Source organism: Streptomyces sp. NPDC002884 (assembly GCF_040295245.1).
Taxonomy (GTDB): domain Bacteria; phylum Actinomycetota; class Actinomycetes; order Streptomycetales; family Streptomycetaceae; genus Streptomyces.
This window is the reverse complement of sequence record NZ_JBEOVB010000051.1, coordinates 22,745-37,235: the sequence shown is the minus strand read 5'-3', so window position 1 is coordinate 37,235 and position 14,491 is coordinate 22,745. Positions and strand designations below refer to the sequence as shown.

At 71.1% G+C, this 14,491-nt stretch carries 10 protein-coding genes; 8 read left to right on the top strand and 2 right to left on the bottom strand.

Annotated elements, in window-relative coordinates; translation table 11 throughout:
- From ABT070_RS43015 to ABT070_RS42990, 6 genes are all read left to right on the top strand, one after another.
- A partial coding sequence (locus tag ABT070_RS43015) for an alpha-glucosidase C-terminal domain-containing protein (protein WP_351768440.1) occupies positions 1 to 351 on the top strand: 351 nt, incomplete at its 5' end.
- Positions 352 to 379: 28 nt separating this feature from the next.
- Entirely contained in the window at positions 380 to 1,741 is a 1,362-nt protein-coding gene (locus tag ABT070_RS43010; RefSeq protein WP_351768439.1) for a maltokinase N-terminal cap-like domain-containing protein, read from the top strand.
- A 5-nt stretch (positions 1,742 to 1,746) separates the two neighbouring features.
- On the top strand, positions 1,747 to 3,951 hold the full coding sequence (gene glgB, locus ABT070_RS43005) for a 1,4-alpha-glucan branching enzyme (protein WP_351768438.1): 2,205 nt from the start codon (positions 1,747 to 1,749) through the stop codon (positions 3,949 to 3,951).
- Between the two features lie 57 nt (positions 3,952 to 4,008).
- Positions 4,009 to 5,097, top strand: a complete 1,089-nt coding sequence (locus ABT070_RS43000) for a glutamate--cysteine ligase 2 (RefSeq protein ID WP_351768437.1) — start codon at positions 4,009 to 4,011, stop codon at positions 5,095 to 5,097.
- A 253-nt stretch (positions 5,098 to 5,350) separates the two neighbouring features.
- A complete protein-coding gene (locus tag ABT070_RS42995; RefSeq protein ID WP_351768436.1) occupies positions 5,351 to 7,255 on the top strand; it encodes an AMP-dependent synthetase/ligase in 1,905 nt (634 codons plus the stop codon).
- A gap of 215 nt (positions 7,256 to 7,470) precedes the next feature.
- Positions 7,471 to 7,917 (top strand): ATP-binding protein, encoded by a 447-nt coding sequence (locus tag ABT070_RS42990; RefSeq protein WP_351768435.1) that lies wholly within the window; start codon positions 7,471 to 7,473, stop codon positions 7,915 to 7,917.
- A 45-nt stretch (positions 7,918 to 7,962) separates the two neighbouring features.
- Here the strand turns inward: ABT070_RS42990 and ABT070_RS42985 are convergent, their stop codons facing one another.
- Entirely contained in the window at positions 7,963 to 8,421 is a 459-nt protein-coding gene (locus ABT070_RS42985; RefSeq protein WP_351768434.1) for an ATP-binding protein, read from the bottom strand.
- Positions 8,418 to 8,789 (bottom strand): PRC-barrel domain containing protein, encoded by a 372-nt coding sequence (locus ABT070_RS42980; RefSeq protein ID WP_351768433.1) that lies wholly within the window; start codon positions 8,787 to 8,789, stop codon positions 8,418 to 8,420. Before ABT070_RS42980 ends, ABT070_RS42985 begins: the two co-directional genes overlap by 4 nt.
- 199 nt (positions 8,790 to 8,988) lie before the next feature.
- Between ABT070_RS42980 and ABT070_RS42975 the strand changes: the two genes are divergently transcribed.
- Together ABT070_RS42975 and ABT070_RS42970 are read left to right on the top strand one after the other, a co-directional pair.
- Complete coding sequence (locus ABT070_RS42975) at positions 8,989 to 9,870, top strand: RNA polymerase sigma factor SigF (protein ID WP_451099836.1); 882 nt, start codon at positions 8,989 to 8,991, stop codon at positions 9,868 to 9,870.
- Between the two features lie 301 nt (positions 9,871 to 10,171).
- Positions 10,172 to 14,449 (top strand): HAMP domain-containing hybrid sensor histidine kinase/response regulator, encoded by a 4,278-nt coding sequence (locus tag ABT070_RS42970; RefSeq protein WP_351768431.1) that lies wholly within the window; start codon positions 10,172 to 10,174, stop codon positions 14,447 to 14,449.
- The last annotated feature ends 42 nt before the right edge of the window (positions 14,450 to 14,491 follow it).

Below are 14,491 nucleotides of genomic sequence, written 5' to 3'. Positions count from 1 at the left end.
CACTGGACCCGCCGGATGATCGAGATCCGCAAGCAGAACCCCGCCTTCGGCCTCGGCACCTACACCGAACTCCAGTCCTCCAACCCGGCCGTCCTCGCCTTCCTCCGTGAGGCGCCGCTGGCGGGGGACGGAGGCGACGACGTGGTGCTGTGCGTGCACAACTTCTCCCGCTCCGCGCAGCCCACCGAACTGGACCTGCGCCGGTTCGACGGCCGCTATCCCGTCGAGCTGTTCGGCGGGGTCCGCTTTCCGGCCATCGGTGAACTGCCCTACCTGCTCACCCTCGCGGGACACGGCTTCTATTGGTTCCGGCTCACCAGAGCCGCGTCCCGGATCGGCCGCCGCCCGTGAGCGAGCGCCGGGGAAAGGATGGGTCACCGTGACGAAGACCGCACCCCTGCGACCGAGCAGCGCGAGCGGCGTCCGCTCCGTCGGGCCGCTCGCCGCGCTGCTGTGCGAGTGGCTGCCGCGGCAGCGCTGGTTCGCCGGCAAGGACCGGCCCCTCACCGACCTGCGCATGCTGTCGATGACCGAGCTGTACCCGGGCTGCCTTCATCTGCTCGTGCACGCCGACCAGTCGGGCGTCCCGACCCCCGGGGGCACTCCTCCGGCCGGCGACTGCTACCAGTTGCTCCTCGGCGTCCAGGAACATCTGTCGCCGCGTCTGGGACGGGCGCTGATCGGCAGGGTGGAGAGCGGGCCACTGGCCGGACTGACGGTCCATGACGCGCTTCAGGACCCCCGGTCGGCGCATCTGCTCCTGGAGCGGATGCGGCACCCCGGCACGCTGGGCCCGCTGTGCTTCGAGTCCGACCCGTCCGTCTCCCTGCCCGCCGGGCTCGCCCCGCGGCTGCTGGAGGCCGAACAGTCCAACACCTCGCTGGTGTACGGGGACGCCTTCATCCTCAAGATCTTCCGGCGTATCCAGCCCGGGGTGAACCCCGATCTGGAGGTACCGGTCGCGCTGGCCGGGCAGGGCTGCGGGCGGGTGCCCGCACCGGTGGCCTGGTTCCGCACGACGCATCCGCAGGAGGCGACCCTCGGCGTGCTCCAGCCGTTCCTGCCCGACGCGTCGGACGGCTGGACGCTGGCGCTGCGGGCGCTCGCCCGCGGGGAGGACTTCACGGCGGAGGCCGAGGAGCTGGGGCGGGCCACGGCGGACGTCCACCTCGCGCTGGCCGCGGCGCTGCCGGCCGGTCCGGACGCGGAGGACGGGCGGACGGCGGCGGCGATGACCGAGCGGCTGGAGGCGGCCGCGCACCATGTGCCGGCGCTGCGCCCGTTCGTGCCGGGCCTCACGACCGCCTTCGGCGCGCTCTCCGTGTGCGACGCCGGCCCGCCCGCCCAGCGCATCCACGGGGACCTGCACCTGGGGCAGGTCCTGCGCGCCGGGCGCGACTGGTTCGTCATCGACTTCGAGGGCGAGCCGTCCCGTCCGCTGGCCGAGCGCCGCAGTGCCCACTCCCCGGTCCGGGACATCGCCGGGATGCTGCGCTCGTTCGACTACGCCGCCCGCCAGCGCCGTCCGTGGCGGCCGGAGTGGGCGCGCCGCTGCCGGGAGGCCTACTGCGCCGGCTACGCGGCCCGCGCGGGCTGGGACCCCCGCAAGAAGCATGCCCTGCTGCGTGCCTACGAGACGGACCGAGCCGTGTACGAAGTGCTGTACGAGGCCCGTAACCGTCCCGACTGGCTGCCCGTACCCATGGCGGCGATCGAACGACTCGCCGTCCGAGGAGGCTGACCCCTGTGGCCCTGCGTGACACCTCTCCGCCCGAGTCGGCCGGTCCCCGCCCGCGCACGGCGCCCGCGCTCGATCCGGCCGACCGTGGGCGCCTGCTCGCGGGCGCCCACCACGATCCGCACGCCCTGCTGGGCGCGCACGCGGTGCCGGGCGGGATCGTCTTCCGGGCCCTGCGGCCCTTCGCGGACGCCGTGAGTGTCGTGATCGACGGCGACCCCACCCCGCTCGTCTCGGAGGGCGACGGTCTGTTCTCCGTCCTCCTGCCGCTCGACGCGGTGCCCGCGTACACGCTGCTGGTGTCGTACGAGGGTGCCGAGCACAAGGTGGACGACCCCTACCGTTTCCTGCCGGCCCTCGGCGACCTGGATCTGCACCTCATCCGTGAGGGGCGGCACGAGGAGCTGTGGAAGGCGCTCGGCGCGGAGCCGATGGCCCACCAGGGCGTGCTCGGCACCCGGTTCACGGTGTGGGCGCCGAACGCCCAGGGGGTGCGCGTCGCCGGGGACTTCTGTTTCTGGGACGGAACCGCGTTCCCGATGCGGTCCCTCGGTTCGTCCGGGGTGTGGGAACTGTTCCTGCCCGCGATCGGCGAGGGCGCCCGGTACAAGTTCGAGATCACCTCGCGCCACGGCCACCGCTTCCTCAAGGCCGACCCGATGGCCCGGCGTGCGGAGGTGCCGCCGGACACCGCGTCGATCGTGCACGCCTCGCACTACGAGTGGGCTGACGAGGACTGGATGGCGCACCGGGGCGACGTCCCCGTGCATGTGGCGCCGTTCTCCGTGTACGAGGTCCATCTGCCCTCCTGGCGACCGGGGCTGACGTTCCGGGAGCTGGCCGAGGAACTGCCGCCGTACGTCGCCGACCTCGGCTTCACGCATGTGGAGTTCATGCCGGTCGCCCAGCATCCGTTCTCCGGTTCCTGGGGCTACCAGGTCACCGGGTTCTACGCGCCGGCCTCCCGCCTGGGCACGCCCGACGACTTCAAGTTCCTGGTGGACGCCCTGCACCGGGCCGGCATCGGCGTGATCGTGGACTGGGTGCCGGCGCACTTCCCCAAGGACGACTGGGCGCTGGGCCGGTTCGACGGGGAACCGCTGTACGAGCCCGGCGACTCACGCCGGGCCGAGCATCCGGACTGGGGGACGTACGAGTTCGACTTCGGGCGCGTCGAGGTCCGTAACTTCCTTGTGGCGAACGCCACTTACTGGTGCGAGGAGTTCCACGTCGACGGGCTGCGGGTGGATGCCGTCGCCTCGATGCTCTACCTCGACTACTCGCGGGACTCCGGTCAGTGGTCGCCCAACGTGTTCGGCGGCCGGGAGGACCTGGACGCGATGGCGTTCCTCCAGGAGATGAACGCGACGGTCTACCGCCGCAACCCGGGGGTCGTCACGATCGCGGAGGAGTCCACCGCGTGGGAAGGGGTGACCCGGCCGACCGACAGCGGCGGTCTGGGGTTCGGGCTGAAGTGGAACATGGGCTGGATGCACGACTCGCTGGAGTACATCGGCAAGGAGCCGGTGCACCGCAAGTACCACCACAACGAGATGACCTTCTCGATGGTGTACGCCTACAGCGAGAACTACGTGCTGCCCATCTCCCACGACGAGGTCGTCCACGGCAAGCAGGCGCTGGTGTCGAAGATGCCCGGCGACTGGTGGCAGCGGCGCGCCACCCACCGCGCGTACCTGGGGTTCATGTGGGCCCACCCCGGCAAGCAACTCCTCTTCATGGGACAGGAGTTCGCCCAGGGCGCGGAGTGGTCCGAGGCCCACGGCCCCGAGTGGTGGCTGCTGGACCCGGGGTACGCGTCCGCGGGTGATCACCGGGGGGTGCGGGACCTGGTGCGTGACCTCAACACGGTCTACCGGGCCACCCCGGCCCTGTGGGAGCGGGACACCGATCCGGCCGGTTTCCGGTGGGTGGTCGGGGACGCGGCGGAGGACAACGTCTTCGCCTTCCTGCGCCACGACGCCCACGGCGCTCCGCTGCTCGCCGTCAGCAACTTCTCCCCGGTCGTGCGCCACGACTACCGGCTCGCCGTGCCCGACGGGGTGCCGGCCTGGCGCGAGCTGCTCAACACCGACGCCGGGTGCTACGGCGGCAGCGGTGTCGTCCACCCGGCCCCCGTCGCGGTGCGGGACGGAGGAATCGCTCTCGCCCTGCCGCCCCTGGCCACGGTGTGGCTGGCGCCGTCGGCCGTGTGAACAGCCCCGGACGGGGCATTCGGGTGCGTACCACCCGCCAGAGAGAGGCCACATCCCGTGCGCACCGTCGGAGTGGAGGAAGAGCTCCTCCTGGTCGATCCGGAGACCGGGGAGCCCCAGGCCCTGTCCGCCGCCGTCCTCGCCCGCGCCACCCGGCGCGGGGCGGAGGAGGACGTCTTCGAGAAGGAACTGCACAACCAGATGCTCGAGTTCAACACCCACCCGCAGTCGGGCATGGGCGAACTCGGCGCGGAGATCGTCCGCATACGCGGGGAGGCGGCCCGGCACGCGCGGGAGGCCGGGTGCGCGGTCGCCGCGCTCGCCACGTCCCCGTTGCCGGTGCGCCCGTCCGTCAGCATGAACCGGCGCTACCAGTGGATGGCGGAGCAGTTCGGCATCGCGACGCGTGAGCAGCTGGTGTGCGGCTGCCATGTCCATGTGTCCGTCGACTCGGACGAGGAGGGCGTCGCGGTCGTCGACCGGATCCGGCCCTGGCTGTCGGTGCTGACGGCGCTGAGTGCCAACTCGCCGTTCTGGCAGGGAGTGGAGACGGACTACAGCAGCTACCGCAGCCGGGTGTGGCAGCGCTGGCCGTCGGCCGGCCCGACCGAGCTGTTCGGGTCGGCGGACCGGTACCACCGGCGGGTGGCGGACATGGTGGCCACGGGCACGATCCTCGACGAGGGCATGGTCTACTTCGATGCCCGGCTGTCGGCGCGCTATCCGACGGTGGAGGTGCGGGTGGCGGACGTCTGTCTGCACGCGGACACCGCGGTGCTGATCGCCACGCTGGTGCGGGGGCTCGTCGAGACGGCCGCCCGTGACGCGGAGGCCGGCCGGGAGCCGCTGGACCACAGCGTGAGCCTGCTCCGGCTGGCCGGCTGGCGGGCCGCCCGCTCGGGGCTGACCGAGGACCTGCTGCACCCCGCGTCCCTGCGGCCCATGCCCGCCGGGACGGTCGTGGGCGCTCTGCTGGAGCATGTCGAGGACGCGCTGGCGGACAGCGGCGACCTGGAGCGGGCCCGTGCGTCCTGCGCGGAGCTGCTGCGGCACGGCAACGGTTCGCGGATCCAGCGCGAGGTGTGGGAGCGCACCGGCAGTCTGCGCGAGGTGGTCACCACCTGCGTGGAGCACACCCAGACCTGAGGCCGCCCGCCGTGGCTGCGCCGCCCGGTTCCAGGGGCGGGATCGGCGTGGCGCAGGCTCTCCGGGCCCCCCGAAGCGCCGACTTCACCGGCGGTGGGCCGTCGGAAGCGCCGGGAGCCGCCGGAACGAGATCATCAACGCGGATTACTTATTCGTTCCAGGCCACAACCGGTCCCACCTGGGCTAGATTCGACCACCGTCGATGACAGTTCCCGTCGGCGGCGTCACAGCCCGTACACCTCAGGAGCAGCGCATGCGCGACTTCGCCCTCGCTCCCCCAGCCACCACGCCCCTGACCGGAGGGCTCGCCGACACCGTCTTCGAGACAGCCGCCCGCACTCCCACGCTCCCCGTGCTCGCCCGCCGTCCGGACGGCGCCTCCTCCGACTGGGAGGAGGTGACGGCCGTCGAGCTGCGGGACGAGGTGATCGACCTGGCGAAGGGGTTCGTGGCGTCCGGGATCTCGCCCGGCCACCGCGTCGCGATCATGGCGCGTACCCGGTACGAGTGGACGGTCCTCTGCCACGCGCTGTGGGCGGTGGGCGCCGAGGTCGTCCCCGTCTATCCGACCTCCTCGCGCGAGCAGGTCGAGTGGATCCTGCGGGACGCGAACTGTGTGGGCGTCGTCGTCGAGGACGAACAGAGCGTCATGACCGTGGGATCGGTGTGCGCGGCCCTGCCCTCGCTGCGCAACGTCTGGCAGTTGGACGCCGGGGCGTTCGAACAGCTCGCTCAGCGCGGCGAGTTGGTGCCGATCACCACGGTGGACTCGCTGCGCCGGATCGTGCTGCCCGACTCCACCGCGGTGATCGCCTACACCTCCGGGACCTCGGGGCGGCCCCTGGGCTGCGCGCTGAGCCACCGCAGCCTGGCCAGCCCCTGCGACACGCTGCTGGCGGGCTGGGGGCACACCGCCGCGCCGGCCGGCCGGCAGCCGAGCGTCCTCGCCTTCCTGCCGTTCTCCCACGTGTACGGGCTGATGATCCAGGGTCTGTGTCTGCGCGGCGGCATCCTGATGGGCCACGAACCCGACATCGGCGCGGACGCGCTCGCGGAGTCGCTGCGCACCTTCCGTCCGACGTATCTGTACGCGGTGCCGTCGGTGTTCGAGAAGATCTACAAGAACTTCCTGCGGGCGGCCCAGGAGGCAGGCCGCGGCGCCCTGTTCGAGCGGGCGGCGGAGACGGCCCGGGACTTCGCGGCCGCCGTCGAGCGGCAGCGGCTGGGCCGCGGCTCGGGACCCGGTCTCGACCTGCGGATCCAGCACGCCCTGTTCGAGCGGACGGTGTACCGCAGACTCCGGGCCGCGCTCGGCGGCCGCGTCCACCGCGCCACCTCGGGCGGCTCCCCGCTCCACCGCGATCTGTCCCTGTTCTTCGAGGGCATCGGCATCTATGTGCACGACGGGTACGGCCTGACCGAGACCAGCGGCGGGATCACGATGCAGCCGCTCGGCCGGGAGAAGACGGGCACCGTCGGACAGGCCCTGCCGGGCATGGACATCCGGGTGGCCGACGACGGGGAGATCCTGGTGCGCGGCCCGTCGGTGTTCCAGGGCTACGTCAACGACGACGCCGCGACGCGGGCCGCGCTCTGGGGCGGCTGGCTGGCCACCGGTGACCTGGGGTTCCTGGACTCCGACGGCTACCTCACGATCACCGGCCGCAAGAAGGACGTCATCATCACCAGCAGCGGCAAGAGTGTGGCGCCCGCCTCGCTGGAGCAGCGGTTGCGGATGCATCCGCTCGTCCATCAGGCCGTGGTCGTGGGTGACAACCGGCCCTGTGTGGGCGCGCTGATCACCCTGGACCCGGACTTCCTGGCGCACTGGCGCGGGAACCTGATGCTGCACGGCGACACCCAGAGCCGGGAGGCTCGGGAGGAGAACGCCCTGCGGGAGGAGATCGGACGGGCGGTGGCCGCCGCCAACAGCACGGTGTCCCGCTCGGAGTCGATCCGTGCCTTCCGCATCCTGCCGCAGCCGTTCGACCAGGCCAACGGCCTGCTCACGCCCTCGATGAAGCTGCGCCGCGACTCGATCGTGGCGCACTACGCGGCGGAGATCGAGGCGATGTACCAGGCCCGGGCGCGGCTGCCCCGGCAGAGCGCACCGGAGGAGGTGCTCGGCTGGGACGACGCCGACGACGTGTTCCGGTGAACCGGTCGGCCGACCGGTGGGCGGCCGGTAGGCGGGGCCGAGGCCGGACTCGCCGCGCGGCCGGAGAGCCGTGCGGTCGTGTTCCGGCGCGACCATATGCCGTCGGAGGACGGACGCGTAGCCTGGGAGCCCTCGGGAACCCTGTAGGGGCGACGCCAGAGAGCCGTACGAGAAAGGACGACGGTCCCGGAGACTCGAGGGACCGCACTGACGACATGGCAACCGAGCCGCGTGGAAACGACGCACTGTCCTCCTGGGCGATTCCCAGCCGTACAGCCCGCTTCGCGGGTGAGCCCCAGGACGTGACGGGTGCCCGGCTGGCCACGGAGGAGTTCCTTCATGAGCTGGCCCGCACCGTGCCGCCCACGGCACCGGAGTGCTGGCACGACATCGTGCTGATCGTGACGGAGCTGTCGGCCAACGCCGTCCAGTACGCGCCCGGCCCTTTCGAACTGCGTCTGCGCCCCACCTTCGACGGAGTGCACGTCACGCTGCACGACACGAACAGCAGTCCGCCGTCTCCCAGGCCGTTCCACCCCGACAGCGGGGGCGGCGGTATCGGCTGGTACCTGGTGCACACGCTGTGCAGTCAGGTCAGCGTGGTGCCGAACGAGGCGGGGCAGGGCGCGGGCAAGGACGTGCACGTCTTCCTGCCGTGGTGATCCGCCGGGGCGGCGGAGGCGGGACGCACCGTCCCGCCCGTCCTGTCAGGCCGGCCGGTCGGCGGTCCGGATCGGCAGGAACACACTGATCGTCTTCCCGCCGCCGGCCCGCTTCTCGATGGCGACGTCCCCGGCCAGGCGGACGACCAGCGGCCAGCCGTAGCCGCCCACGCGGTGGCCGGCCGGACGGGAGCCCGGTCCGCCCACCGCGGCGGGCACCGCGTCGCTGTAGTCGTGCACGGCCACCCGGACCCCGTCCCGCACCGGCGTCATGTCGAACCCGGCCAGTCCGCCCCCGTGCCGGAGGGCGTTGGCCACCAGCTCCGAGACGACGAGCAGCAGGTCGATGACGTCCTCCTCGCGCGCCGGCCGGGCGGAGCGGTTCCACCGGGCGTCCACCACCGCGCGGGCGTGGGCCCGGGCCGCCGCGGACGTCTTCACCGAAGTCCCCGGCGTCGCCCGGACGGGCGCCGAGCGCGCGGAGGTGAGCCCCTCTTCCCTCATACCGATGGCGTTCCCCGAGGTGTCAGCCGGCGGTAGTGGTCGCCGACGGCGGTGAGGTACGCCGGGTCCGTCGTCTCGCTGTCGGTGCGGAAGCGGGGTGCGTCCTTCACCTCGTCCCCGGTACAGCCCAGGGTCAGCTTGCGCTCCGCGTGGTCGACGTCCGTCACGACGCCGGCCGGGACGACGGCGCTCCTGCCGAAGAGCCACACTCCCGTGTCGACGACCAGGTGCCGCATTCCGAGCGGGTCGGCCTCGCGTTCCACATGGCCGAGGGTGCCGTCGGCCGTCATGACGGCGTAGTCGGTCAGGTCCTGTCCTTCGGCGTGTCCACTGTCCGGCGTGTACGACCAGATTCCGTCGATGGTCACACTGCTCCCTTCTCGTGCTCCACAGCTGCCATTACCCGCCCACGGCGCCCGCATTCGGGGCACGTCTGTCCGTTCCTGACCGAAGAGAGTGGGTATCGGCACCAGTTGGAAAACTCTGTGCGGAACACCCGGCATGAGATCCGGAACCCGGGGAAGGCGGACTTCGTCATCGACGGGCTCGACGAACGGAGTGAACGGCATGAATGCCGTGACGGCACACGCAGCGACGGCCACGGCAGTGCGGGCGGGCGCGGAGAGCCCGCAAGGAGGGGTTCCACTCATCGAGATGCCCACCGAGGTGAGCCCGAAGGACGCGCGGGAGCTCTCGCGCCGCTTCTTCGACCGGCTGGCCGTCGTGGAAGAGGGCACCCACGAGCACCAGTACGTGCGCAACACCCTGATCGAGATGAACCTCTCCCTGGTGCGGTACGCGGCTTCCCGCTTCCGCGGCCGCGGGGACTCCATGGAGGACATCGTCCAGGTCGGCACGATCGGTCTGATCAAGGCCATCGACCGGTTCGAGCTGACCCGTGAGGTCGAGTTCACCTCGTTCGCCATTCCGTACATCGTCGGCGAGATCAAGCGCTTCTTCCGGGACACGAGCTGGGCCGTGCACGTGCCGCGCAGGCTCCAGGAGGCCCGGGTCGAGCTGGCCAAGGCCACCGAGGAGCTGCAGACGCGGCTGGGCCGCATGCCCACCACGCGTGAGCTGTCGCAGCTGATGTCGCTGTCGGAGGAGGAGGTCATCGAGGCGCGCAAGGCCTCCAACGGCTACACGTCCGCCTCCCTCGACGCGGCCCTGACCTCCGACGGCGGCGCGGACGGCGAGTCCGTGCTGGCCGACTTCCTCGGCGCCGAGGAGCCGGCGCTGGAGCTGGTCGAGGACTTCCACTCGCTGGCGCCGCTCATCGCCGAACTCGACGATCGGGAGCGGCGGATCATCCATATGCGGTTCGTCGAGGAGCGGACGCAGGCGGAGATCGGCAAGGAGCTCGGCATCTCCCAGATGCATGTGTCCCGGCTGATCAGCCGCATGGTGCAGCGGCTGCGGACCGGTCTGCTGGGATCCGAGGTCGCCTGACCCCGGACATCCGGTCGTGAACTCTGCCCGGGACGGCTGCAGCCGTCCCGGGCAAAAGCTGTCCGACTACCCTGTTTCCGTTCGTGTATGCATGGTGCCCGTCTTTTGGAAATCCTGTGTGCGCGAGGTGACGTGAGGCTTTGTTGCACCGCACTCCAGTGGGTTAGCCTGCGGCGGATTTCTCTCATCGCGCACATCCGTGAACTGCGGAAATCCACGCACGAACGCGGGGCCGTCCACCTGGGCCGCCCGGTGACGAGTCCCCGCCCGGGGGCTCCTGGGGAGCGGAACGAGGGTAGGCATGACCAGCAACGCGACCGAGTCCTTGGACGCGGTTCCCGGCGACCACGAGCTCAGGCAGCTCCTGGCCGGCCTCACGGCCGTACGGGACGGGGACTTCGGTACCCGGTTGCCCACCGACGGCGACGGCCTGCTGGGTGACATCGCCACCGTTTTCAACGGCATGGTCGACCAGCTGTCCGTCTTCACCTCCGAGGTCACCCGGGTGGCCCGGGAGGTGGGCACGGAGGGCACTCTGGGCGGTCAGGCGGAGGTGCCCGGGGTCTCCGGGACCTGGGCCGACCTGACGGACTCCGTCAACGCCATGGCGGGCAACCTGACGACCCAGGTGCGCGACATCGCCCAGGTGGCGACCGCGGTCGCCAAGGGCGACCTCTCCCAGAAGATCGACGTGCCGGCCCGGGGCGAGATCCTTCAGCTGAAGGAGACCGTCAACACGATGGTCGACCAGCTGTCCGCCTTCGCCGACGAGGTCACCCGCGTCGCCCGCGAGGTCGGCACCGAAGGACGCCTCGGCGGCCAGGCACAGGTGCCCGGAGTCGCCGGCGTGTGGCGGGACCTCACCGATTCGGTCAACTTCATGGCCGGAAACCTCACCAACCAGGTCCGCAACGTCGCCCAGGTGACGACGGCGGTGGCCAAGGGCGACCTCTCCCAGAAGATCACCGTCGACGCCCGCGGCGAGATCCTCGAACTCAAGAACACCATCAACACGATGGTCGACCAGCTCTCCGCCTTCGCCGACGAGGTCACCCGCGTCGCCCGCGAGGTCGGCACCGAAGGACGCCTCGGCGGCCAGGCCGACGTCAAGGGGGTCAAGGGCACCTGGCGGGACCTCACCGATTCGGTCAACTTCATGGCCGGAAACCTCACCAACCAGGTCCGCAACGTCGCCCAGGTGGCGACCGCGGTGGCCAAGGGCGACCTCTCCCAGAAGATCACCGTCGACGCCCGCGGCGAGATCCTCGAACTCAAGAACACCATCAACACGATGGTCGACCAGCTCTCCGCCTTCGCCGACGAGGTCACCCGCGTCGCCCGCGAGGTCGGCACGGCCGGCAACCTGGGCGGGCAGGCCACCGTGCGCGGGGTGTCGGGCACCTGGAAGGACCTGACCGACAACGTCAACGTCATGGCGTCGAACCTGACGGGCCAGGTGCGCTCCATCGCCCAGGTCGCCACCGCCGTGGCCCGCGGCGACCTCTCGCAGAAGATCACCGTCGAGGCCAAGGGCGAGGTCGCCGCGCTGGCGGACGTCATCAACACGATGGTGGACACGTTGTCCGCGTTCGCCGACGAGGTGACCCGGGTGGCCCGCGAGGTCGGCACCGAGGGACGGCTCGGCGGCCAGGCGCAGGTGCCGAACGTGGCCGGCACCTGGAAGGACCTCACCGACAACGTCAACTCGATGGCCAACAACCTCACCGGCCAGGTCCGCAACATCGCGCTGGTGACCACGGCGGTGGCCCGCGGCGACCTGTCGAAGAAGATCGACGTGGACGCCCGCGGCGAGATCCTCGAACTCAAGACGACCATCAACACGATGGTCGACCAGCTCTCCGCCTTCGCCGACGAGGTCACCCGCGTCGCCCGCGAGGTCGGCACCGAAGGACGTCTCGGCGGCCAGGCCGAGGTGGAGGGCGTCTCGGGCACCTGGAAGCGCCTCACGGAGAACGTCAACGAGCTGGCCGGGAACCTGACCCGGCAGGTGCGCGCGATCGCGGGGGTCACGAGCGCCGTCGCGGAGGGCGATCTGACCCGGTCGATCACCGTGGTCGCCTCCGGCGAGGTCGCCGAGCTCAAGGACAACATCAACTCGATGGTGGAGTCCCTGCGCGAGACCACCCGGGCCAACCAGGAGCAGGACTGGCTCAAGACCAACCTGGCGCGTATCTCCGGCCTCATGCAGGGCCACCGCGACCTGCCCGTGGTCGCCGAGCTGATCATGGACGAGCTGGTGCCGCTGGTGTCGGCCCAGTTCGGCGCCTTCCACCTCGCCGAGGACGGCGAGAACGGCCCGGAGCTGCGGCTCGTGGGCACCTACGGCTACCCGGCCGACGACGACCGTCCCACCCGTATCCCGTTCGGCCGTTCGCTGGTCGGCCAGGCCGCGCGCAGCCGCCGGACGATCATCGTCGACGAGCTGCCGGCCGGTTACGTCACCATCTCCTCGGGCCTCGGCCAGATGGAGCCCAGCGCCCTGGTCCTGCTGCCCATCGTCTTCGAGGGGCAGGTGCTCGGCGTCATCGAACTGGCGTCGGTCGGCACGTTCACCCAGTTCCACCGGGACTTCCTGGAACAGCTGAGGGTGACCATCGGCGTCAACGTCAACACCATCGTGGCGAACGCCCGCACGGACGAGCTGCTCGACGAGTCCCAGCGGCTGACCGCCGAACTCCAGGCCCGGTCCGCCGAGTTGCAGTCCCAGCAGGAGGAACTCCAGCACTCCAACGCCGAACTGGAGGAGAAGGCCTCCCTGCTGGTGGCGCAGAACCGCGACATCGAGGCGAAGAACCTCCAGATCGAGCAGGCCCGGCAGGACCTGGAGGCGCGGGCGCAGCAGCTGTCCCTGGCGTCGAAGTACAAGTCGGAGTTCCTGGCGAACATGAGCCACGAGCTGCGCACCCCGCTCAACAGCCTCCTCATCCTGGCCCAGTTGCTGGCCCAGAACCCCTCGCGCAACCTCACTCCGAAGCAGGTCGAGTACGCGGGCATCATCCACTCGGCCGGCTCGGACCTGCTCCAGCTGATCAACGACATCCTGGACCTGTCGAAGGTCGAGGCCGGCAAGATGGACGTCTCTCCGGAGCAGGTGTCGCTGCGGCAGCTCATCGAGTACGTCGAGGCGACCTTCCGCCCCATGACGACGCAGAAGAGCCTCGAGTTCACGGTGCGCACGGCCACCGGCGCACCCGCCGACCTGCTCACCGACGACTCCCGGCTGCGCCAGGTGCTGCGCAACCTGCTGTCCAACGCGGTGAAGTTCACCGAGCAGGGCAGTGTCGAGCTGCGCATCGAGCCGGCCTCCGACGAGGAGGTGCCGAACAGCGTGGTCCGCGGCAGCACCGTGGTGGCGTTCCGGGTGAAGGACACCGGCATCGGCATCCCGGAGCAGCAGCTGGAGACCATCTTCGGCGCCTTCCAGCAGGCGGACGGCACGACCAGCCGCAAGTACGGCGGCACTGGCCTCGGGCTGTCCATCACCCGGGAGATCGCGCATCTGCTCGGCGGCGCGGTCACCGTGGACAGCACACCGGGCCGGGGCAGCACCTTCACGCTCTACCTGCCGGTCGCGCGGCGGGACTTCCAGGAGGTCGTCGAGGGCGGACGACCGGTGGAGCGCGCCCTCGCCGGGCCGCTCGCGGCGATCCCCATCGGGTCCCCCGGTACGCCCACGGTCACCGCGACCGCCGGACGGCGTCCGCGTCGGCTGCTGGTCGTGGAGGAGCGGCCCCGCGGCCTGCTGACCCTGGTCGCCGAGAGCGTCGTGGCGGACATGGCACGCGGCCGGGACGACGGCACGTCGGCGGCGCCGGTCGACATCGTCACCGCCGTCGGGGCGCACGAGGCCGCGGGCGCGCTGGCCGCCGAGCCGTGCCACTGCGTCGTCCTGGAACTGGGCATGCCCGACGCGGAGGCGTCCCGGTTCCTGGAGGCACTCCACGACGACTCGGTGCTGACGGGGGTGCCGGTGCTCGTGCACAGCGGGCACCGCGCGGACCTGGCCCAGGAGCAGAGCCTCCAGTCACGGGCGGCCGGCAAGCCGATGGAGTTCCTGTCCAGCCTGGACGAGCTGCGCGAGCGCATCACCCTGCATCTCTCCGCCGAGCAGCCGGGTGACGTCCTCGCCCTGGTCCGGCCGGACGAGCCGCAGCACGTGGCGCCGCACCTCCCGGACGACGCGGTCGTGGGCCGGACGGTCCTGGTCGTCGACGACGACGCGCGCAACCTGTTCGCGCTCAGCGGGATCCTGGAACTGCACGGCATCCGCGTCCTGCACGCGGAGAACGGCCGCGAGGGGATCGACACGCTGCGCAACAACCCGGACATCGCGCTGGTGCTGATGGACGTGATGATGCCCGAGATGGACGGGTACACCGCCACGGCCGAGATCCGCCGCATGGCCGAGTACGCCGACCTGCCCATCGTCGCGGTGACGGCGAAGGCGATGCCCGGGGACCGGGAGAAGAGCCTGGACTCGGGTGCCAGCGACTACGTCACCAAGCCCGTCGACACCCATGACCTCATGTCCTGCGTCCGACGCTGGCTGACCGTCTGAGGACGTTCGCCCCGCCCGAGCCACCAGGCGTCCCAGCCGAGG